The 21,694-nt window shown below is 64.5% G+C and carries 23 protein-coding genes; 14 read left to right on the plus strand and 9 right to left on the minus strand.

Going from position 1 to position 21,694, the window contains the following annotated elements; translation table 11 throughout:
* The first annotated feature begins 172 nt into the window (after positions 1-172).
* The gene (locus JQ635_RS35695; protein ID WP_211414454.1) at positions 173-568 is read left to right on the plus strand and encodes a group II truncated hemoglobin; all 396 of its coding nucleotides are present in this window, start codon (positions 173-175) and stop codon (positions 566-568) included.
* A 38-nt stretch (positions 569-606) separates the two neighbouring features.
* On the opposite strand, the gene JQ635_RS35700 is transcribed toward JQ635_RS35695, so the two are convergent.
* Complete coding sequence (locus JQ635_RS35700) at positions 607-939, minus strand: PRC-barrel domain-containing protein (protein ID WP_211414455.1); 333 nt, start codon at positions 937-939, stop codon at positions 607-609.
* Positions 940-1,058: 119 nt separating this feature from the next.
* The gene (locus JQ635_RS35705; protein ID WP_211414456.1) at positions 1,059-1,844 is read right to left on the minus strand and encodes an IclR family transcriptional regulator domain-containing protein; all 786 of its coding nucleotides are present in this window, start codon (positions 1,842-1,844) and stop codon (positions 1,059-1,061) included.
* Between the two features lie 112 nt (positions 1,845-1,956).
* Here JQ635_RS35705 and JQ635_RS35710 point away from each other — a divergent pair, with 112 nt between their 5' ends.
* The 3 genes from JQ635_RS35710 (at position 1,957) to JQ635_RS35720 (ending at position 5,865) form a co-directional block, all read left to right on the plus strand.
* The gene (locus tag JQ635_RS35710; RefSeq protein ID WP_211414457.1) at positions 1,957-3,315 is read left to right on the plus strand and encodes an aromatic ring-hydroxylating dioxygenase subunit alpha; all 1,359 of its coding nucleotides are present in this window, start codon (positions 1,957-1,959) and stop codon (positions 3,313-3,315) included.
* 130 nt (positions 3,316-3,445) lie between these two features.
* Complete coding sequence (locus tag JQ635_RS35715) at positions 3,446-4,882, plus strand: glutamine synthetase family protein (protein ID WP_211414458.1); 1,437 nt, start codon at positions 3,446-3,448, stop codon at positions 4,880-4,882.
* Positions 4,883-5,457: 575 nt separating this feature from the next.
* The gene (locus JQ635_RS35720) at positions 5,458-5,865 is read left to right on the plus strand and encodes a hypothetical protein (protein WP_246583986.1); all 408 of its coding nucleotides are present in this window, start codon (positions 5,458-5,460) and stop codon (positions 5,863-5,865) included.
* A gap of 204 nt (positions 5,866-6,069) precedes the next feature.
* Here JQ635_RS35720 and JQ635_RS35725 read toward each other — a convergent pair whose 3' ends face one another.
* From JQ635_RS35725 to JQ635_RS35755, 7 genes are all read right to left on the minus strand, one after another.
* Positions 6,070-6,783, minus strand: a complete 714-nt coding sequence (locus JQ635_RS35725; RefSeq protein WP_211414459.1) for an ABC transporter ATP-binding protein — start codon at positions 6,781-6,783, stop codon at positions 6,070-6,072.
* Positions 6,776-7,543, minus strand: coding sequence for an ABC transporter ATP-binding protein (locus tag JQ635_RS35730; RefSeq protein ID WP_211414460.1), 768 nt, complete (start codon positions 7,541-7,543; stop codon positions 6,776-6,778). The genes JQ635_RS35725 and JQ635_RS35730 overlap by 8 nt, the downstream gene beginning before the upstream one ends.
* Positions 7,536-8,480: a branched-chain amino acid ABC transporter permease gene (locus JQ635_RS35735; protein WP_211414461.1), complete on the minus strand. Its 945-nt coding sequence runs from the start codon at positions 8,478-8,480 to the stop codon at positions 7,536-7,538. Before JQ635_RS35735 ends, JQ635_RS35730 begins: the two co-directional genes overlap by 8 nt.
* Entirely contained in the window at positions 8,477-9,394 is a 918-nt protein-coding gene (locus JQ635_RS35740; RefSeq protein WP_018644491.1) for a branched-chain amino acid ABC transporter permease, read from the minus strand. Before JQ635_RS35740 ends, JQ635_RS35735 begins: the two co-directional genes overlap by 4 nt.
* Positions 9,395-9,700: 306 nt before the next feature.
* Positions 9,701-9,919 (minus strand): hypothetical protein, encoded by a 219-nt coding sequence (locus tag JQ635_RS35745; protein WP_211414462.1) that lies wholly within the window; start codon positions 9,917-9,919, stop codon positions 9,701-9,703.
* A gap of 1 nt (position 9,920) precedes the next feature.
* Positions 9,921-10,580 (minus strand): acyl-homoserine-lactone synthase, encoded by a 660-nt coding sequence (locus JQ635_RS35750; RefSeq protein ID WP_211414463.1) that lies wholly within the window; start codon positions 10,578-10,580, stop codon positions 9,921-9,923.
* An 84-nt stretch (positions 10,581-10,664) separates the two neighbouring features.
* Positions 10,665-11,393, minus strand: coding sequence for a LuxR family transcriptional regulator (locus JQ635_RS35755; RefSeq protein ID WP_211414464.1), 729 nt, complete (start codon positions 11,391-11,393; stop codon positions 10,665-10,667).
* Positions 11,394-11,560: 167 nt separating this feature from the next.
* Between JQ635_RS35755 and JQ635_RS35760 the strand changes: the two genes are divergently transcribed.
* The 10 genes from JQ635_RS35760 (at position 11,561) to JQ635_RS35805 (ending at position 21,670) form a co-directional block, all read left to right on the plus strand.
* On the plus strand, positions 11,561-11,737 hold the full coding sequence (locus JQ635_RS35760) for a hypothetical protein (protein WP_211407829.1): 177 nt from the start codon (positions 11,561-11,563) through the stop codon (positions 11,735-11,737).
* Between the two features lie 336 nt (positions 11,738-12,073).
* Positions 12,074-13,012 (plus strand): LysR family transcriptional regulator, encoded by a 939-nt coding sequence (locus JQ635_RS35765; RefSeq protein ID WP_211414465.1) that lies wholly within the window; start codon positions 12,074-12,076, stop codon positions 13,010-13,012.
* A 143-nt stretch (positions 13,013-13,155) separates the two neighbouring features.
* Positions 13,156-14,034: a shikimate dehydrogenase gene (locus JQ635_RS35770; protein ID WP_211414466.1), complete on the plus strand. Its 879-nt coding sequence runs from the start codon at positions 13,156-13,158 to the stop codon at positions 14,032-14,034.
* Between the two features lie 57 nt (positions 14,035-14,091).
* The gene (locus tag JQ635_RS35775; RefSeq protein ID WP_211414467.1) at positions 14,092-15,222 is read left to right on the plus strand and encodes an ABC transporter substrate-binding protein; all 1,131 of its coding nucleotides are present in this window, start codon (positions 14,092-14,094) and stop codon (positions 15,220-15,222) included.
* A gap of 166 nt (positions 15,223-15,388) precedes the next feature.
* A complete protein-coding gene (locus tag JQ635_RS35780) occupies positions 15,389-16,264 on the plus strand; it encodes a branched-chain amino acid ABC transporter permease (RefSeq protein ID WP_211414468.1) in 876 nt (291 codons plus the stop codon).
* On the plus strand, positions 16,261-17,259 hold the full coding sequence (locus tag JQ635_RS35785) for a branched-chain amino acid ABC transporter permease (RefSeq protein ID WP_211414469.1): 999 nt from the start codon (positions 16,261-16,263) through the stop codon (positions 17,257-17,259). The genes JQ635_RS35780 and JQ635_RS35785 overlap by 4 nt, the downstream gene beginning before the upstream one ends.
* The gene (locus JQ635_RS35790; RefSeq protein ID WP_211414470.1) at positions 17,256-17,999 is read left to right on the plus strand and encodes an ABC transporter ATP-binding protein; all 744 of its coding nucleotides are present in this window, start codon (positions 17,256-17,258) and stop codon (positions 17,997-17,999) included. Before JQ635_RS35785 ends, JQ635_RS35790 begins: the two co-directional genes overlap by 4 nt.
* 10 nt (positions 18,000-18,009) lie before the next feature.
* A complete protein-coding gene (locus tag JQ635_RS35795; RefSeq protein WP_211414471.1) occupies positions 18,010-18,747 on the plus strand; it encodes an ABC transporter ATP-binding protein in 738 nt (245 codons plus the stop codon).
* Complete coding sequence (locus tag JQ635_RS35800) at positions 18,744-19,802, plus strand: Gfo/Idh/MocA family protein (protein ID WP_211414472.1); 1,059 nt, start codon at positions 18,744-18,746, stop codon at positions 19,800-19,802. The genes JQ635_RS35795 and JQ635_RS35800 overlap by 4 nt, the downstream gene beginning before the upstream one ends.
* Positions 19,799-21,670 carry a bifunctional sugar phosphate isomerase/epimerase/4-hydroxyphenylpyruvate dioxygenase family protein gene (locus JQ635_RS35805; protein WP_211414473.1) on the plus strand — a complete coding sequence of 624 codons (1,872 nt, stop codon included), beginning with the start codon at positions 19,799-19,801 and terminating at the stop codon, positions 21,668-21,670. Before JQ635_RS35800 ends, JQ635_RS35805 begins: the two co-directional genes overlap by 4 nt.
* Positions 21,671-21,694: the final 24 nt, after the last annotated feature.

Raw genomic sequence — 21,694 nt, forward strand, 5'->3', positions numbered from 1 at the left:
ACCCAAAGAATCCAGTTCCAACCGTCTGGCAACACCCCTCTACTGCCAAATGCGATTCCCCTACCCCGCAAGGGGGGAGGGAGCATAGCTGAGCACGCGGAAACACTTCGGATCCCTTTTCGTTTCTGAAACAGAGACAATATGAAGGGCCTTGCATCACACAGGACCAACGATGACCGATAGCGACGTCGCAATCTCCATGTTCGAGCGGATCGGCGGCAGTGCCACGATTGATCGTCTCGTCGACCGCTTCTACGAGCGGATGGACACGCTGCCGGAAGCGCAAATCATCCGCGCCATGCATGCGGACGATCTCGGCCTGATCCGGGATGTGCTGAAGCGCTACCTCACCGAATGGACCGGCGGCCCGCGCCTCTATACTCCTGAGAAGGGACATCCGCGGCTGCGCCAGCGCCATATCGGCTTTGCCATTGGGGACGCCGAACGCGACGCGTGGATGCTCTGCATGCGCGGCGCGATGGAGGAGACGATCGCCGACCTCGCTGCGCGGCAGGACCTCGATAAGGCGATATCAGGCCTCGCCGATTGGATGCGCAACCGGCAGTGACGCTGCTTGCCGGGGTGTAGCCCGTACTTCCGACGCGGCTAGATCGACCAGTAGTTCGGATGCTGGTAGGGCCGCGAGCGGTCGCCCCAATCGAACGCCTCGCCATCGACTTCGCAGGGGCCGCTGCTCAATTGCTCCGACGTCAGTTCGACCTGGAAGGCCTGACGGGCCGGATCATATTTCAGTGCGCTCCACTGCACCGGATAATGGTGATGAGTACCAAGCAGGCCGCCGGTCTTGATCACGGCGTAGGCGACCGTTCCGCTCACCTTGTCGAGCATCAACCGCTCGATCGTGCCGAGCTTCGTGCCGTCACAACCATAGACGGCGACGTGCTGCACGCGATCACTGGGAACCATGGTGTGTTGCATGGCGTGCTCCCTGGTCTTGTGTGGGGCGCATTATAGTCCCGTAGCCCGGATGAGCGAAGCGACATCCGGGATTTTGCGATGGTTTCCCGGGTGTCGCTGCGCTCACCCGGGCTACGGGGCTACAGCAATTGCGAACGCACCGCCTCCGCGCCTTCCCGGAGCAGCGGCAGGAAGCGGTCGATCAGTTCCTGTGCCGGCACGCGATCGACATGGGCGCCCATGTTGATGGCGGCGACGATCACGTCGTCGTAGCGGCGGACGGGGACCGAGATCGAGCGGAAATGCGGTTCGGCCTCGCGGTCGACCAGCGCATAGCCCTGCGCACGGTCGGCGGCGATGCGCGCGAGCAGCGCCTTCGGGTCGGTCACCGTCTGCGGCGTCAGCGCCTCCCGCTTCATCGCCGTCAGGCGCGCGGCGAGATCGGCATCGTCGAGCCGGCCGAGCATGGCGCGGCCGACCGAGGTGCAGAAGGCCGGCAAGCGATAGCCGATCTCCAGCCCACCCGAGAACATGCGCGCCGGACTGCTGCGCGCGATGAACACGACCTCGTCGCCGTCGAGCACTGCGAGCGAGGAGATTTCGTTCGCCGCCGTCGCGACGCGATCGAGCACAGGCTGGAGCACCGCGACGAGCTGATTGGAGCGCAAATAGGACGCAGCCAGCGTCAGCACATGCGGCGTCAGCGAGAACAGTTTTCCGTCGCCACTGACGAAACCGCCGCGCTGAAGCGTGAACAGCATGCGCCGCGCGGTCGCGCGCGGCAGATCCGCGGCACGGGCAAGATCGCTCAGCGTCATCGGACCCGCATTGGTGCCAAAGCACTGAAGCAGGCGCAGGCCGCGATCGAGGGCCTCGACGAAATCCGTCGGGCGCTCGTCAGTCTCACTCCGCTTCAGCTTGGGCATGGCGCCGGGACAATCCTGCAAAATAGTGCTTGCTGCCGATCCAGGGCATGTCATAATTCGCCCATTCGTTCAATAGGCGAACAAACGCCACTCCACAAAGGATGCAGTCGCCATGATGAGCCAGGAGCAGAACGACCTGATCACCCGCACCGGGCCGAAGGACCCCTGCGGCAAGCTGATGCGGAGCTACTGGCAGCCGGCGGCGCTGGTCGACGAGCTGGAAGGTGCGCGGCCGATCCGTCCCGTCAAACTGCTCGGCGAGAACCTCGTGCTGTTCCGCGACGAGACCGGACGCTACGGACTGATCGACCGCCACTGCGCGCATCGCGGCGCCGACCTCGCCTTCGGACGGCTCGAGCATGGCGGCCTGCGATGCGCCTTTCACGGCTGGCTGTTCGACGCCACCGGTCAATGCATCGAGACGCCGGCCGAACCGAAGGACTCGAAGCTCTGCCAGAACATCCGCCAGCGCTCCTATCCCGTGGTGGAGAAGAGCGGCATCCTCTGGGCCTATCTCGGCGAAGGCGAGCCGCCCGCATTCCCGGAGATCGACTGCTTCATTGCGCCGGGCAGCCATACTTTCGCGTTCAAGGGTCACATGGCCTGCAACTGGCTGCAGGCGCTGGAAGTCGGCATCGATCCCGCGCACGCCTCCTATCTGCACCGCTTCTTCGAGGACGAAGACACCTCCACAGCCTACGGCAAGCAATTCCGCGGCGCCTCGGCCGGCTCCGACCTGCCGATGACGAAGATCCTGCGCGAATACGACCGCCCGATCATCAATGTCGAGCACACCGAATATGGCCTGCGGCTGATCGCGCTGCGCGAGATCGATGAGGAGCGCACCCATGTGCGTGTCACCAACCAGCTGTTCCCGCACGGCTTCGTCATCCCCATGAGCACGGAGATGACGATCACGCAGTGGCACGTGCCTGTCGATGACGAGAACTGCTACTGGTACGCGATCTTCACCAGCTACACGAACCCGGTCGACAAGCAGAAGATGCGCGACCAGCGGCTCGAGCTCTATGAGATGCCCGACTACAAATCGCGCAAGAACCGCAGCAACGATTACGGTTTCGATCCGCACGAGCAGCAGACCGCGACCTATACCGGCATGGGCAACGACATCAACGTCCACGACCAGTGGGCGGTGGAGTCGATGGGCGCGATCCAGGACCGCACCAAGGAGCATCTCGGACAGTCCGACAAGGCGATCGTGCAATATCGCCGCCTGCTGCGGCAGGAGATCGAGAAGGTCCAGGGCGGCGAGAAGCCGATGCTGTTCCTGGACGAGGCCAACGCGCGCAGCATCCAGGGGCCGGCGACCATGGACGGCATCGGGCCGACGCGGGGCTGGGAGACCTACTGGATGGAGGTCGACGTCAAGCGCCGCCGCGGCGCGCCGTGGACCGCACCGGTGCCGAAGGAGATCGAAGGCAAGGTGCATCGGCTGACAGCGGCGGAGTGACGTGCGTGCACGGACCCCGTAGGGTAGGCAAAGGCGCAAAGCGCCGTGCCCACCATGTTTCCGTGAGGACGATAGACACGGTGGGCACGCTTCGCTTTGCCCACCCTACGGCAGTTGAGGGAGTGATGAAGTGACTTTCGTCGCGCGCCATGCGCTGTGGTCGGATGAGCAGAAGGACGCCGCGGCGCGCATGCGCCGCATCGTCGAGGATAGGAACCTCGAGGTCATCCGCCTCGCCTTCCCCGACCAGCACGGCATCTTGCGCGGCAAGACCATCGTCGCAACTGAAGCGATCGCCTCGCTGGAGAGCGGCTGCTCCATCACCACGACCATGCTGGCGAAAGACACCTCGCACCGCACGGTGTTTCCGGTGTTCACGTCAGGCGGCGGCTTCGGCATGAAGGAGATGGAGGGCGCCGCCGATGTGCTGATGGTCGCCGATCCCACCACCTTTCGCGTGCTGCCGTGGGCGCCGACCACGGGCTGGGTGCTGTGCGACCTCTATTTCCAGGACGGCCGTCCCGTGCCGTTCGCGACGCGCGGGCTCTACAAGCGCGTGCTCGATGAGCTCGGCGGGCGCGGCTACGATTTCGTCGCCGGGCTCGAGGTCGAATTCCACATCTTCAGGCTCGACGACCCGCATATGCGCGCGGAGGACGCGGGACAGCCCGGCACGCCGCCGTCGGTGAGCCTGCTCAGCCACGGCTATCAATATCTCACCGAGCAGCGCTTCGATCAGATGGAGCCGGTGCTGGAGATTCTTCGACGCGATGTCATCGCGCTGGGGTTGCCGCTACGTTCGGTCGAGGTGGAGTTCGGGCCGAGCCAGTGCGAATTCACCTTCCAGCCGAGAAAGGGCCTCGAGCCCGCCGACAACATGGTGCTGTTCCGCAGCGCCGTGAAGCAGATTGCCCGCCGCCACGGCTATCACGCCACCTTCATGTGCCGGCCGAAACTGCCGAACGTGTTCGCGAGCGGCTGGCATCTGCACCAGTCGATCGTCTCGCGCACGAGCGGCGAGAACCAGTTCATGGCGAAAGAGGGCAGCGAGCCGCTCAGCGCCTTCGGCAAGTCCTACCTCGCCGGCCTGCTCGACCACGCCCGTGCGTCCACCGTGTTCACCACGCCGACCATCAACGGCTACAAGCGCTACCGCTCCTATTCGCTGGCGCCGGACCGCGCGATCTGGGGCCGCGACAATCGCGGCGTGATGATCCGCGTGCTCGGCGGCGCCGACGATGCCGCCACGCGCCTGGAGAACCGCATCGGCGAGCCCGCAGCCAACCCCTATCTCTACATGGCCTCGCAGATTCTCTCAGGCCTCGACGGCGTCGACCGCAAGCTCGATCCCGGCCCGTCGGCCGACACGCCGTACGAGACCAAGGCACCGCTGTTGCCGAAGTCGTTGCGCGATGCGGTCGCCGCGCTGAAGGACGATCCGTTCTTCCGCGAAAAGTTCGGAGCAGAGTTCGTCGACTACTACACTCACATCAAGAACGCCGAGATCGACCGTTTCCTGTCTGAAGTGACCGACTGGGAGCATCGCGAATATTTCGAGATGTTCTGAGCGCATCCGGCCCAATCCGGCACCGGCGACTTACTTCAGCGGAATCGTGTCGACGCGACCACACGGGACACAAGTATAGGCGTGCTCCGGAGGTAGTGTGACTATTCCCGGTAGTGTCGCCAGGAACTTCATTGGGCGCCTGCATTTCGAGCAGATGAGGATCGGCGGATTCTCTTCGCGATCGGAACTCATTCAACAGCCAGGCCTGAAGACGCCGCACGATACCGCCGTGCCGCGCGCGCTTCATCTCGGGACAACTACCGGCCTCTATCGGAATCCGGCCGGCCTCTGCCCGATGCAGTGCTCACACCCGTGTGAGGCGATTTCATCCGGAATGTTCCGACGACATCGCAACCATCCTGGATGAAGTCATTTTCTCTATGCCGAGAAAAACGCCGGAAAGACGCGCGGTCTATAAGTTCAGCACGTGATCAACAACGGAGTTCGGTCATGTGGGGTCGATTGTTCAGCCTGATTTATCGCCTGTCCTGCCGGGCAACCCTGATCGAGATCGGGATGCATCGGTTTACGCGTTAGTGCCGGTGTAGGCGAATTGGGTAAGACGGATTGACCAGATGATGAGGGTTGTCATGCGCAAGCTGATCCTGATCGCGGTGATGTCGCTGCTCGCAACCGGGGCTCATGCCGGCGGTTCGCGGAGCCTGAGCCTGGCAGCCAGCAGTGCGAGCCAGCAGGCGGAGCAGCCCGCCACAACAGTGGCGACGCCGCAGACCACCCAGGCCCCGTCGGCACCGCTACCGACGAATGTGCAGACGGCGACGACCGCGCCAACGTCAACAGCGACGACCGGTGCAGCGACATCGACAGCGCCTGTCACAGCAGCTCCGGCCGCCACAACGCCCGCCCGGCCCGTCGCGGCGCCGGCGGCAACCACGGCCGAAACCGCCAAGCCGAAGCGCCACCAGCCCTCCACCGAGGCGCGGGTGATCCGCGAGCTGCATCGGCATGGGATTTATTGGTGATGGCCGACGTCGTCCTGGCCTAGTGCGCAATTGCGCACGGGAGCCAGGACCCATTACCCCAAGAGGGCGTTTGGCGAAGACTCCTCACCCGGTGTTCATACTGACCACAGCCGATAGATCACGCGGTATGGGTCCTGGCTTTCGCCAGCACGACACTGAGTGTGAGGCGTCCGCATTCCACTCCTCACCTCGCCTTCCAGCTCGCTAAATCCCCAAATATTTGTGCTGCAAATCCGGCTCGGCCATCAGCTCGTTGGATGTGCCGCTCCATACGGTCTTGCCGCGCTCGATGATGAAGTGGCGGTCGCAGATGCGGGCGAGGTGGTCGACGTTCTTGTCGACGACCAGGATCGACTGCCCCCGGCTCTTGAGCAGCGACAGGCAGTGCCAGATTTCTTCGCGGATCAGCGGCGCGAGGCCCTCGGTCGCTTCATCCAGGATCAGCAGCTTCGGATTGGTCATCAGCGCGCGGCCGATCGCGAGCATCTGCTGTTCGCCGCCGGAGAGCTGGTTGCCCATGTTGGCGGCGCGCTCGGCAAGCCGCGGGAACAGGGAGTAGATCGCGGCCAGCGTCCAGGGGTTACTGCTGCCGAAGCGGTCGGCGGCAGCGGCGACAAGATTTTCGCGGACGGTGAGGTTCGGGAAGATCTGCCGGCCCTCGGGGACCAGGCCGACGCCGAGTTTTGCAATTCTGTAGGACGGCAACTGCCGCACTTCCGCGCCGGCAAAACGGATCGCACCGGCGCGTGCCGGCGTGAGACCCATGATGGAGCGGATGGTTGTGGTTTTGCCCATGCCGTTGCGGCCCATCAGCGAGACCATCTCGCCCGAGCTGATCGACAGCGACAGACCGAACAGCACCTGGGACAGGCCGTAGCAGGTCTCGATGCCGTCGACCTCGAGCAGCGCGTCAGCCATGATGCGTCACCACATGCTGATCGCCGAGATAGGCGCGCTTGACCTCTTCATTGGCGCGGATCGCGGCCGGATCGCCGGAAGCGATGACGCGGCCATAGACCAGCACCGAGATGCGGTCGGCCAGCGCGAACACCGCCGGCATGTCGTGCTCGACCAGCACGATCGAGACCTCTTTGCGCAGCTCCTGAAGCAGCTTCACCATGCGCTGCGATTCAGTCACGCCGAGGCCCGCCATGGGCTCGTCGAGCAGCAAGAGTTTCGGCTTGCTCGCGAGCGCAACCGCAAGCTCCAGCTCGCGCCGCTCGCCATGGCTGAGCCTGTTCACGACGACGTCGGCACGATGGCCGAGACCGACGCGGTCGAGTGCGGCGTGGGCGGTATCGCGCAGGCCCTTCTCCTTGCGCGCGTTAGCGAAGAAGCGGAACGAGGTGCCGGCATGCGCCTGCGCCGCCAGCGCGACGTTGTCCGCCGCGGTGAAGTCGAGCAGCAGCGAGGTGATCTGGAACGAGCGCGCGAGCCCCAGCGCGCAGCGGCGATAGGCCGGCAAATAGGTGATGTCGCGCCCGGCCAGCGAGACGCTGCCGGAATGCGGCTCGAGATGCCCGGTGAGCTGGCTGATCAGCGTGGTCTTGCCGGCGCCGTTCGGGCCGATGATGGCGTGCAGCTCACCGGCCGCGACGTCGAGCGAGACGTTGTCGGTCGCGAGGATGCCGCCGAAACGACGCACTAGCTTTTCGACGCGGAGCAAGGGTTCAGCCACGGCCAGCCCTCCCGAGCATGCCCATGATGCCGCCGCGGCCGAACAGCACGATCAGCAGCAGCAGTGGGCCCATGATCAGCGCCCAATATTCGGTGATCTGCGACAGGAACTCTTCCAGCAGCAGGAACACCACCGCGCCCATGATCGGGCCGAACAGCGTGCCCATGCCGCCGAGGATCACCATCACCATGAGGTCGCCGGAACGCGTCCAGTACATCACGGCCGGGCTGACGAAATCGGTATTGTTGGCGAGCAGCGCGCCGGCAAGGCCGCACATCGTGCCTGATATGACGAAGCAGACCAGCTGGTAGCGCTTGGCCGGAAAGCCGATCGCCTGCATGCGCTGCTCGTTCGAGCGCAGGCCCTGCACGACGAGGCCGAAGCGTGAATTGACGATGCGCCAGATCAGGAAGATCACGCCGAAGAGGCAGGCGAGACAGAGATAGTAGAACTGCGTGCGGTTACCGAGATTGATCAGCCCGGAAAAGTCGCTGCGCTTGTAGACGGTGAGGCCGTCATCACCGCCGTAACGCGCCAGGCCCGAGGCGACATAATAGGCCATCTGCGCGAAGGCGAGCGTGATCATGATGAAATAGACGCCGCGGGTGCGCAAAGAAAGCGCGCCGATCACCAGCGCATAGATCGCGGACGCCGCGAGCGCGACCGGAAACTGGACGAAGCCGGAACCGACGCCTTCCTGCGCCAGCATGCCGACCGCATAGCCGCCGATGCCGAGATAGGCGGCGTGGCCAAAGCTCATCATGCCGCCAAAACCCATGATGAGGTTGAGGCTCGCCGCCGCCAGCGCCAGGATGACGATGCGGGTGAACAGCGTCAGGATGAAGATGTTGCCTGATAGCGACGAATAAAGCGGCAGCAGCACGAGGCCCGCCAGCATCAGGGCCGTGACGGCCTTGCTCACGCTCAACCCCTTCATCGACGGTTGGCCGGAAACAGCCCCTCCGGCCGCACCACCAGCACGATCGCCATCAGGAGATAGATCAGCATGGAGGACAGCGCAGGCGCGGCGGTGGAGGCGGCGGCGCCGCTCAGCACCTGCCGCAGCAGATTGGGCAGGAAGGCGCGGCCGAGCGTGTCGATCATGCCGACGAAGATCGCGGCCAGGAAGGCGCCGCGGATCGAGCCGATGCCGCCGATCACGATGATGACGAAGGCGAGGATCAGGATGTTCTCGCCCATGCCAATCTGCACGGTGAGGATCGGCGCCTGCATCAGGCCGGCAAGGCCGGCGAGCGCGGCCCCCAGGCCGAACACCAGCGTGTAGAGCAGCTTGATGTTGATGCCGAGTGCGCCGATCATCTCGCGGTTGGAGGCGCCGGCGCGGATCAGCATGCCGATGCGGGTGCGCATCACACCGAGATAGAGCAGCAGAGCAACCAGCAGCGCCACCGCGATGATGGCGAGCCGATAGGCGGGATAGTGAATGCCAGGCAGGATCGGCACGGGCACGGTGAGCCAGGCCGGCAAAGGCAGCGCAAGGCCCGCCGGGCCCCAAATCAACCGCACGGCTTCATTGAAGAACAGGATCAGGCCGAAGGTCGCGAGCACGTGGTCGAGATGGTCGCGCCCGTAGAGATGCCGCAGCGCCGTCACCTCGAGCACGATGCCGAGCACCAGCGTGGCCCCTAACGCCATCAGCGCACCGAGCAGGAAGCTGCCGGTCCACGCCGCGAAGGTCGCGGCGAAATAGGCGCCCATCATGTAGAGCGAGCCGTGCGCGAGGTTGACGAGATCCATGATCCCGAACACCAGCGTCAGGCCGGCGGCGAGCAGGAACAGGAGCAGGCCGAACTGCAATCCGTTCAGGAACTGTTCGACGACGAGCAGCATCAAAACTCTTTCAGGCGCACGCAGCGTCGCGCCGATGTTCGAACACAGTCGCCATCAGTGAAAGAGCTCCCCCTGCCTCTTCAAGGCCGAAAAATGGGTAATGGCAGTATCGTTCCGAGGCAAGAGCGATTCGACACCAAACATGCACTTTGTTGCATCCCGGCACATGTGGGCCGCGACACGCCTCGCAATGCAAAAAGGCTGCCGCGCAGGATGGGGCAACCTGCCGCACCCAAATGACTTCACCCTCCCCCCGCTCTTCGCGGGGAGAGGGTGCGAACGTCGTCGAATGAAGCAAGGATGCGTCTAGTGCGACGTCATCTGCTGGGGAAAATCGTCCGGCTCGGCGAGCACGGTGTTGACCGTCGAAGCCTCCAGCGCCGCCATCCGGAAGAGATAGGCGAGCGTCGTCAGTCCGGAGTCGTCCGCCATCTGCGCCAGTTCGAGCGCCATGTCGGACATGTAGCCGAGGTTCTCGTCCTGGGTTTGCGCCATGATCTGGCTGTCCCGCATCATGTTCGACATCTCAGGCACTCTTTCGTTGCGCGGCAGCAAGACCGCAGAGGTTGGCACGGGCGACGGCATCGAGATGCGGGCCGTCCTGCTGCACGACGGAAGCCATGCCGATGCGACCATGCAGGGCATCGAGCGTCTCCCGGCGAATGTCGATGGTGGCCGCCATGGTCCACGCGCTCTCCACCAGGGCCGGCAGGCCGAGCGGCGTCACGACGAAACCCGCCTCGTGGAAGCGCGGCAACCACCAGGTTTCCATGATCGCGCTGACCTGCGCGATTCCCTGATTGAGGCAGAACTCCTGCACCGCCGCCATCAGTTGCAGGTTGAGAGCGCCGTCGCGGCGGTCGCGGACGACGAAGTAGCGTGACCACTCCCAGATCAGCGGATCCACGGGACAGCCGCGCACCGCCGCCAGATGCGGGAAGACCTCGCTCATCATCGAAGGCTTGGTGGTCGGGTAGAGCCGGTGGCCGCCGACGACGCGCCGGCCCTCCAGTGCAAGCAGATAGACGGTGTCCTCGTCGTCATAGGAATCCATCTCGCGGCCATCCGGCCGGCGCAGCGTCTCCCAGCGCCGCTCCTCGACGAAGATATCGTGGCGCAGCCTGAAATGTTGTTCCAGTACGTCTTCGTAAAGGTGGCGATTGACCGCGGAAATTGCGTGAATCATGAAAACCCCCATTCAGCCTCAATGGGGGAAAGAATCTGCGAAAAGACGCAGGTTCGATATTGGGAAATTTCCCAGTACGTCGGCTTAGGGATTGATGATCTTGCCGCGAATCGCCAGCGCCACCGCATGCGTACGGTTGACCGCGCCGAGCTTGCGCGCGGCGGTTGCAAGATGCTCTTCGGCCGTACGCTGCGTGATATGCAAGATCTCGCCGATCTCCCAGGCCGACTTGCCTTGCGAGGCCCACGAGATCACCTCGCGCTCGCGCGGGGTGAGACGCGTCGAGGGATACGGCGTCGGCTCGAGCAGACGGCGGATGTGGTCGAAGCCATACATCGCCATCAGGTGCAGCGCCGGCTTGCTGCGGGGATTGAGGTCGAGATGGACGCCGCCGAGCGACACCGCGGCTTCATAGCCGGTGAGCCCGTGGATCGGCACGATGAAGCCGCGCGACATGCGAAAATCGCCGGCGCGGTTCATCACCTCGGCCGCCTCAGGCTCGAGCTCGGCATCATAGGGGGCTTCCGACCACTCGAACGGGTTGACCGATTGCCGGCACAGCCGAACCACCGGATCGACGCGGTCATAGTTGTTCTGGGTGTAGAGGCTGAACCAGCCCGCGGGCCAGCGCTTGGCGAGCACCATCTGCGCAAAGCGCTGATCGGGATTCGGCAGCCCCGTCACGATGATGGTTTCGAAGCCGAAGCGACCGAACGCTGTTTCAAGCGCGTTCATCGCGTCTGGGACGGCGCGATAAGCCCCAAGGCCTTCAATGAAGTCGAGCGCCTCCCGGCCATAGTCTACGGCGGACATCGGTGCAATTCCTGACCCACACCGTCCCGTATAGCACGTATTCGAGGGCTGCCTCAATTCGCTGGTCCCGTAGTTTACCGGTAGCGACCTGCTCTAAGGCCTTAATCTACTTGTGGAAGAAGTGACGTCAAGTTACACCTAAAGGCGTAGAAAGCGGGAAAACCACGATGGACGACGAGAACATCGCCCTCAACAGCGTGCTCGGCCTGGAATTGAACCGCGTGTTTTTCGCCGTGCGCGAAACGGCAAACAAGCAGAAGATCATCGAGTTCGCGCGCGAGGTGCTGCAGAGCGAGCGCGCGGAGTTGGCGGACAGCATTTTGCCCGAGGGCCCGGCGAGCTAGAACGCAGTTGCAGCAAGCGACGCCGATGCAAAAGATCGCGCGACGACGACGCCCTTCCATCTGAACGCGCAGATTTTAGTCGAAACACTCTGACCGGGAAATTCTTTCCTTCTCCCCTTGTGGGAGAAGGTGGCGCGAAGCGCCGGATGAGGGGTCTCTCTCCGCGAATCCAACTCCCATTTGAAGTCGCGGACAGAGACCCCTCACCCGTCTCCCACAAGGGGAGAGGGTAAGAGCAGGCCACTCTCCCTCCACATTGACACACACTTGCCGCTGGATGACATCACGGCTCTCGTGAGATGATCACTTCCAAGATCGTCTTTCGGATGTCAGGACATGATGACGCTGCGCCAGGTTGAAGTGATCCGTGCCGTGATGGTGACGGGCACCATTGGCGGCGCGGCGAAGCTGCTCAACGTCTCGGCGCCGGGGATCAGCCGCCTCGTCAAATACACCGAGCGCTCGCTCGGCATCCGCTTCTTCCAGCGCCAGAACGGCCGCTACTTCCCGACGCCGGAAGCCGAGAACATCTTCGAGCAGATCAACGGCGTCTACAAGAAGGTCGACGATCTCTCCGAGATCATCTCCAAGATCGGGCGCGGCGGCCTCTCGGAATTGCGCATCGGCTCGGTGCCGAGCATCTCGCAAGTGATGGTGCCGCGCGCGATCGAGCGCGTCCGCCGCCGCTACCCCGATCTCGGCATCGACATCAACATCCTCAAGCTCGAGGAGGCCATCGACTATCTCCTGCTCGGCCGCGGCGAGTGCGTCGCGATGAGCTACCGACTCGAGCATTCCGGGCTCGACTTCATGCCGCTCGCCTCGGGCGAGCTCTATTGCATCGTGCCGCCGGGCCACGAGCTCGCCGGCCGCAAGCAGGTCTCGGCCGCCGAGATCACCCGCTATCCGCTGATCGGCATCGATCCCAACGACCCTTACGGGCGGATCATGGCCGAGATCTTCGCGCGCCACCGACTCGATTACAACATCACCATCCGCGCACGCTTCGGCACCACGGTCTGCGCGCTGGTGAAGGCGGGGCTCGGCATCGCCATCATCGACCAGTTCACGGTGGCCCATGGCGGCTATCCCGGGATCGAGCTGATCAAGATCACTGAGCCGACGCGTTTCGACACCTATATCGCGGTCAAGCGCGGCGCGCCGCTGTCGCTTCACGTCGAGTATTTCATCGAGTCCCTGCGCGCCGAGATGCGCGCGGTCGAGCCGGCCCGCGGCAACGGCAAGGCCGCCCCGGCACGCGGACGGAAGAAATAACATCATGTTAGGTTTGCAGGACAAAAGGGTAATTGTGTTAGGCAGGGGAAAGACTATCGTCGCCCCTGGAAGCCCCTTGGAATTGAGCGGATTTCTCCGCTAATGGCCGGGACTGAACGCTCCCAACGAGACGATAGCGAACCATGTCGAAGCGCGGATATGCCGCCAGCAAGAAGCTCCTCACCGGCCTGATCGGCGCGCCGATCGCGCATTCCGCCTCCCCCGCCATGCACGAGCGCGCCGCCGAGGCGCTCGGCCTGCGCGGCCATTACCAGCTCATCGAGGTGGCCGGCGCCGACACCGCCGGCCTCGCCATGATGCTGGAAGGCGTGCGGCGGCTCGGCTTTGCCGGCGTCAACGTCACCTTTCCCTATAAGGAAGCCGTGGTGCCGCTGCTCGACGAGCTGGCACCGGCTGCGGCGAGGATGGCGGCGGTCAACACCGTCGTCGTCAAAGACGGCCGGCTGATCGGCCACAATACCGACACCACGGGCTTTGCGCGCGCGGTCGCGCCGCTGCTGGCTCCCACCGGAAATGCGGTGGCCGTGATCGGCACCGGCGGCGTCGGCAAGGCGATCGCCTTTGCGCTGGCGAGCCTGAAGGTAACGGACCTCCGGATCTTCGACAGCGAGCCGGCACGCGCCGAAAAGCTTGCCGCGCTGCTGGCCAGGCATGGCGGCGCACGGGTGGCCCGAAGCGTCGAGGACGCGCTTGACGGCGCGACCGGCCTCGTCAACGGCACGCCGGTCGGCATGCTGCCGAACCGCGACACCCCGGTCCCCGCCTCGCTGCTGCGCGAAAACCTGTGGGTCGCGGACGCCGTCTATTCGCCGCTGATCACGCCGCTGCTGGCCGCGGCCAAAGCCAAGGGCGCCAAGATCATGACCGGGCGGGAGCTCGCGATCTACCAGGCGGCCGACGCGTTCGAACTGTTTACGGGCCTTGCTCCATCGACCGAAGTCATGGGAGAGGCATTCGATGAGGTGATGGCGGCACGTAGCTCAGCCTATCACGCAGCATAACGGAAGCGGCCGGACACAAGGCCGCGGACAACATCAACGACAATGGGAGGAGAGACCATGAAATCGACTTTGCTGGCAGGCGCCCTGCTTGCCTTCGCGACTGCAACCAGCGTCCACGCGCAGGCGATCAAGCTCGCCGACGTCGCCGAGCTTTCGGGCGGCGGCGCCACCGTCGGCACCAACTGGAAGAACGGTATCGATCTCGCAATCGAGGAAATCAACGCCAAGGGCGGCGTGCTCGGCCGCAAGCTCGAGGTCACCCATGCCGACTCGCAGTCCAACCCCGGCGTGGCGCGCGCCCAGGTGCAGAAGGCGCTCGACGCCGAGCCCTATGTGCTGCTCGGGCCCGGCTATTCCGGCTCGGTGAAGGTCACCGCCCCGCTCGCGGCCGAAGCCGGCATCGCGCAGATCATGGGCGGCGAAGCGGCCGAGCTGACGCAAGCCGGCAACAAGTTCCTGTTCCGCACCTCGTTCGGCCAGCAGTCGTCGATGCCGAAGGTCGCAAAGTACATTCACGACGAGATGAAGGCGAAGACCGTCGCGGTGGTCTGGGTCAACAATGACTTCGGCCGCGGCGGCCGCGACGTCGTGGTCAAGGAGCTCGACCGGCTCGGCTCCAAGGTGGTCGCGGATCTGTCGACCGAGGCGGGCCAGGCCGACTTCGCCGCCGACGTCGGCAAGATCAAAGCCGCCAATCCCGACGCCGTGTTCGTCTATCTCAACGAGGAAGAGAGCGCGCGCATCCTCAAGGAGCTGAAGCGCCAGGGCGTCACCGCACCGCTGATGGGCGAGACCACGCTGATCGGCCAGAAGGTGATCGAGCTTGCCGGCGAAGCCGCCAACGGCGCGCGCGGCCATGTCGGCCTCACCACCGATGCGCCGGTCGATCTGATCAAGGCGTTCCGCGAAAAGTTTTCCAAGAAGTACAATTACGTCCCTGACCATAACGGCCTGAAAGGCTACCTCGCCGTCTACATGGTGAAGGCCACCACCGAGAAGATGGGCAAGGTCGACCCGAAGAAGTTCGCCGACACGCTGCACGGACTGACCATCAAGGCCGCGGACGAGCCGGGCATCCTGATGGACGTCACCTTCAGCGACACCGGCGACATCGACCGCCAGAGCTTCCTGGTCGAGGTGGTCGAAGGCAAGCAGGTCGTGAAGCAGGTGCTGCCGAAGGTGAAGTGAGGCTTTCTTTGCCTCTCCCCGCTTGCGGGGAGAGGCCGGAATTTGCGTAGCAAATTCCGGGTGAGGGGGAGCCTCCACGAGTCCAACTATCAGCGACCTCGCGGAGACTCCCCCTCACCCCGACCCTCTCCCCGCAAGCGGGGAGAGGGAGAGGCGAGAGGGGAACATGTCCAACCTATTCGATCTTCTGGTCGCAGGACTTGCCACCGGCGCGATCTATGCGCTGGTTGCGGTCGGCTTCACGCTGCTGTGGCAGACCTCGCAGACCATCAATTTCGCGCAGGGCGAGTTCGTGATGCTGCCGGCGTTTCTGATGCTGGCGGCGATGCATGCGGGCGCGCCATTCTGGCTCGCGATCATCCTCGGCATCCTCTTGTCGATGATCCTGCTGGGCCTCGCCTTCAAGATGCTGCTGGTCGACCCGATGATGCGCCATGGCGTGCTGCCGCTGGCGATCGCGACCATGGCGCTGGCGATCGGCATCAAGGAAGCGGTGAAGCAGTTCTTCAGCGCAGAGGCTTCGCCCTTCCCCTCGATCGTGCCGACCGGTGACATCTCCATCCTCGGCCACGCCGTCTCGCTGCAAAGCATCGGCGTGCTCGGCGTCGCCATTCTCGCCGTCCTCGGCCTGACCACGCTGCTGAATCGCACCTCGCTCGGCCACCAGATGCAGGCGGCGGCGCAGAACCCGACGGTGGCGCGCATCATCGGCGTGCCCGTCGAGCGCATGATCCTCCTGACCTTCCTGATCAACGCCTTCCTGGTCGCGCTGGCCTCGCTGCTGATCACGCCGATCTACCTCGCAAAGTTCTCGTCCGGCGAGGTGCTGGGCCAGGCCGCGTTCATCGCCGCGATCGTCGGCGGCTTCAACCAGGTCCGCGGCGCGATCGCCGGCGGCCTCCTGATCGGCGTGCTCGACAATCTCGCGGCCGCCTATGTCTCGACGCAGTACCGCGCCGCCGTGCCGATGATCTTCCTGATCGCCGTCATCCTGTTCCGGCCGCAGGGCTTGCTCGGCCGCGCCGAGGAGCGCACCGTATGAGCGGCTTCGCCAAACCGTTGAAGATCGCGCTCGGCCTTGCCGTCATCGCCGGCCTGATCTTCGTCCCCATGAACTTCAACCGCTACGGCCTGTTCATCCTGAGCCAGTGGGCGGTGATGAGCATCGCCGCGATGGGCCTCAACCTTACGCTCGGCTATGCCGGCCAGGTCTCGCTGGCGCAGGGCGCCTTCGTCGGCATTGGCGCCTACGCCGCCGCGATCATGACGACGCATGGCTGGCCGCTGCCGGCGGCGATCCTGGTTGCGATCGCCTTGAGCTTCGCGGTCGGCTGGGTGCTCGGCTATCCCGCGCTGCGCGTCCAGCATCACTATCTCGCCTTCGTCACGCTCGCTTTCTCGACGCTGGCCTTCCTCGTGTTCCGCAACGAGAGCTGGCTGACCGGCGGCATCTACGGCATCTCAAACATTCCGCGTCCGCACATCTTCGGCTTCGCCACCAACAAGCCGCTGCCGTTCTATTATGTCTGCCTCGGCTCGCTCGCGATCGTGTCGGTGGCGGTGTGGTGGTTGATCCGCTCGCCCTGGGGCCGTGCCTTCATGGCGCTGCGCGAGAATCCCTTGCGCGCGCAATCGCTCGGCATCGACACGCGGCGCTACACGCTGATGGCGTTTGCGATCGGCTCGGCACTCGGCGGCGTCGCCGGCGCGCTCTATGCGCCGCTGACGCAATATATCGATCCTGTTCCCTTCAACCTGTCGCTCTCGCTCGACCTGTTGATGATGGTGATCGTCGGCGGCGCCGGTTTCTATTTCGGCCCCTTCCTCGGCGCGATGATCGCGGTGCTGCTGCCGGAATGGCTGCGCTTCACCGAAGGCTATTATCTGATGCTCTACGCGGTCGCAGTGATGCTGCTGCTGATCTGGTCGCCGACCGGCATTCTGGGAATCCTCGATCGTTACATGGCGGCGCGGCGGACCAAGGCGGCCTCTGCGCTCCGCGCCGTCGCCAAGTCGCGCCTGGAGACGGTGCAATGAGCGCGGTCCTCGAAGTCACCGACATCAAGAAGAGCTTTGGCGGCATCCACGCAGTCAACGGCGTCAGCTTCGACGTGCGCGAAGGCGAGATCCTCGGCCTGATCGGCCCGAACGGCTGCGGCAAATCCACGCTGTTCAACTGCATTCTCGGCCAGCTCACGCCATCAGGCGGCGAAGTGAAGCTCGACGGCCAGGTGGTCACGGGCCTGCGTCCCTCCGAGCTCAACAAGCTCGGGGTCAGCCGCACCTTCCAGCTGTTGCAGGTGTTCCCAAAACTCTCGGTGCGCGAGAACCTGATCCTCGCTGGACAGGAGCACCAGGGCAACATGGCCTCGCGCCTCGTCGGCCGCTCCGATGCCGGACTGACTGATACTGCCAACCAGATGATCGGCTTCTTCAAGCTCGACCATCTCGCCGACGAGCCCGCCGGCGGCCTCTCCTATGGACAGCAGAAGCTGCTCGATGCCGCCATGGCCTTCATGGGCGGACCGCGCCTGGTGCTGCTCGACGAGCCCGCCGGCGGCGTCAACCCGTCGATGCTGGCGGATTTGAAGGAGCGACTGGTCGCGATCAACCGCGAGAAGAACGCCACTTTCGTCGTGATCGAGCACAACATGGAGTTCGTGATGTCGCTGTGCTCGCGCGTGATGGTGATGGCGGAAGGCAAGGTGCTGGCGATGGGACGCCCCGACGAGGTCCGCAAGAACCCCGCCGTGATCGAAGCCTATCTCGGGCATTGAGGAGGTCACAATGAGCGATCCGATCCTCTCGGTCCACAACCTCGTCGGCGGCTACGGCAAGATGACGATCTTGAACGGCACCACGTTTTCGGTGCCGCCGGCCACCATCACCACCATCATCGGCCCGAACGGCGCCGGAAAATCCACCGTGTTCAAGGCGATCTTCGGCTTGCTCAAGCTGCGCGAAGGCAAGATCACTTTCGCGAACCGCGATGTCACCAATCTGAGCCAGCGCGCGCTGCTCAATGCCGGCATCTGCTACGTGCCGCAGGGCCGCAACATTTTCCCGGAGCTCTCGGTCCGCAGCAACATCGAGCTTGGCGGGGTCTCGGCCGGGAAAGGCATCGACCTGCCAAGGCGGATCGAGGCGGCCCTCGATCTGTTCCCGGCACTGCGGCGGAAATCGGCGCAACAGGCCTCGACGCTCTCCGGCGGCGAACAGAAGCAGCTCGAGATCGCCCGCTCGCTGCTGCTCGAACCCAAGCTCGTGCTGATCGACGAGCCTTCGATCGGCCTGTCACCGCTGATGGTGCAGCAGACCTTCGATATCCTGAAGAGCTTGCGTGACCGCGGCGTCACCATCCTGATGATCGAGCAGAACGCACGCTCGGCACTGGAAATCTCCGATATCGGCATCGTGCTCGAGCTCGGCCAGACCCGCATGCTTGACAAGGCGGAGCGCATCCTGAACGATCCGCGCATCGGACAGCTCTTCCTCGGCGGCGCCATGGAGGAGAGTGCGGCATGAGCGCGCCAATGCGCATTGCAGTCGCCGGCGCCGGCCTGATCGGCCGCCGCCATATCGCGCTGATCGAGGAGTCGCCGGGCTGCGTGCTATCGGGCATCGCCGATCCCTCGCCTGCCGCGAAGGATCTCGCGGAAGGACACAATGTGCCCTGGCATGCGGATCATCGCTCGCTGCTGACGCAGGACAAGCCCGACGGCCTCGTCATCGCCTCGCCCAACACGCTGCATTTGCCGATGGCGCTCGATTGCGCAGCGGCGGGCGTGCCGGCGCTGATCGAAAAGCCGGTGACGGAGACGGTTGCCACCGCGCAGCGCCTCTGCGCCGCCGTCAAGCGAACCGGCGTGCCGATGCTGGTCGGCCATCACCGCCGGCACAACCCGATCATCAAGGCTGCGCGCGAGGCCGTCGCGACCGGCAGGCTTGGCCAGCTCACCGCCGTGGTCGGGCTGTGGCTGCTGAAGAAGCCCGACGACTATTTCGAGGTGACGTGGCGGCGCGAGCAGGGCGGCGGACCGCTGCTCATCAACCTCATCCACGACATCGACAACCTCCGCTTCGTCTGCGGCGAGATCACCGAGGTGCAGGCGCTGACCTCGAACAAGGTGCGCGGCTTCGCGGTCGAAGATACCGCAGCGCTGCTGCTGCGCTTTGCCAATGGCGCACTGGGAACCGTGACCGTGTCGGATGCGACGCCGGCGCCGTGGAGCTGGGAGCTGTCCTCGGGCGAGAACCCCGCTTATCCCCGGCACGACCAGCCCTGCTACATTTTTTCCGGCACCGGCGGTTCGCTGTCCGTGCCGAATATGGAGCTGTGGTCCTATACGCGAGAGCCCGGCTGGTACGCACCGCTGTCGCGCGAGACCGTCGCGCCGCCCGCGTTCGATCCGCTGGTCGAGCAGCTTCGGCATTTCTGCGCGGTCATCAGGGGCCAGGAACAGCCGTTGATCACGGCCGCTGACGCGATGGGAACGCTTGCGGTCGTCGAAGCCGTCAGCGAGGCCGCGCGCACGGGCCACACAATCTCACCGGGGCGGATCATGGAGCAGGCAGCATGAACAAGCGCTCGATCGCGACCGTCTCTCTTTCAGGGGCGCTGGACGAAAAGCTCCGCGCCATCGCCGCCGCCGGCTTCAACGCGGTCGAGATCTTCGAGAACGATCTGCTGTCGTTCGGCGCGGGCCCGCGCGACATCGCAAAGCTGTGCAAGGACCTCAATCTCGAGATCTGCGCATTCCAGCCGTTCCGCGATTTCGAGGGCATGCCGGAGCCACAGCGCACGCGCAATTTTGCTCGCGCGATGCGCAAATTCGATCTGATGCAGGAGCTCGGCACCGACCTCTTGCTGATCTGCTCCAACGTCTCGCCCGCCTCGCTCGGCGGCATCGACCGCGCCGCGGACGATTTTCGCGAGCTCGGCGAGCGCGCCGCCAAACGTGGCCTGCGCGTCGGCTACGAGGCGCTGGCCTGGGGGCGCCATGTCAACGACTACCGCGACGCCTGGGAGATCGTGCGGCGCGCCGATCACCCCGCGATCGGCGTCATCCTCGACAGCTTTCATGCGCTGGCACCGGGCTTTCCGACCCGCGCCATGGCCTCGATCCCCGGCGACAAGATCTTCCTGGTTCAGCTTGCCGACGCGCCGAAGCTCGAGCTCGATATTCTGTCATGGAGCCGGCACTACCGCTCCTTCCCCGGACAGGGCGATCTGCCGGTCGGCGAGTTCATGACCGCGGTCGCGGCGACCGGCTATGCCGGGCCGCTGTCGCTGGAGATCTTCAACGACCAGTTTCGCGCTGGCTCGGCGGCGCAGACCGCGGTCGACGGCCTGCGTTCGCTGATCCTGCTGGAGGACCAGCTTGCACCGGACTGGCCGAAATTTGCCGGCGAGCCGCTGGCCCCGAAGGCGAAGAGCCGCGGCACCGGCTTCATCGAGTTTGCCGTCAACGAGACCAAGGCCGGCGAGCTCGCGCGGCTGTTCTCGCAGCTCGGCTTCCGCAGGAGCGGCAAGCACCGCAGCAAGGCGGTGGAGCGCTGGTCGCAGGGCAAGGTCGAGCTCGTGATCAATTGCGAGACCGACGGCTTTGCGCATTCCCACTATGTGACGCATGGCCCCGGCGTCTGCGCGATCGCGCTCGATGTCGACAATGCCGGCCGTGCCATGCAGCGCGCCGAGACGCTGAAAGCGCGCACCTTCTACCAGCCGGTCGGACCGGGCGAACTGGAGATTCCCGCGATCCACGGCGTCGGCGGCAGCCTGCTCTATTTCCTCGATCAGGCCGGCAAGAACTGGGACACTGATTTCGAACCTGTGCCGAGCGATGCAAGCGCCGACGCCCTGCTCGCCGTCGATCACATCGCGCAGTCGATGCCCTATGACGAGATGCTGTCCTGGCTGCTGTTCTACACCGGCATCCTCGACCTCAAGCGCCTGCCGCAGATGGAAATCGCCGATCCCAGGGGCCTCGTGCAGAGCCAGGCCATCATCAATGGCGATCAGAGCCTGCGCTTCGTGCTCAACGGCTCCTCCGCCAACCGCACGCTGCCGGCGCGCTTCATCTCGGAGTTTTTTGGCTCAGGCGTGCAGCATGTCGCGTTCGCATGCCAGGACATTTTTGCCACCGTCGCGGCGATGCGCAAGCGCGGCGCCGATTTCCTGGATATCCCCGACAATTACTACGACGACATCGAAGCCAAATACGACCTCGCACCCGAGCTGATGGCGCAGCTGCGCGCCAATCACATCCTCTACGACCGCGACGGCGACAGCGAGTTCTTCCAGGTCTACACCCACATCTTCGACGAGCGCTTCTTCTTCGAGATCGTGGAGCGCAGGGATTATCAGGGCTTTGGCGCCGCCAATGCCGGCATCAGGCTGGCAGCGCAAGCGCGAGAGGTGCGGCCCGCCAGCATGCCAAGGGTGTGATTACCCTCTCCCCTTGTGGGAGAG

The organism is Bradyrhizobium iriomotense (assembly GCF_018130765.1).
In the GTDB taxonomy this organism is placed as follows: domain Bacteria; phylum Pseudomonadota; class Alphaproteobacteria; order Rhizobiales; family Xanthobacteraceae; genus Bradyrhizobium; species Bradyrhizobium iriomotense_A.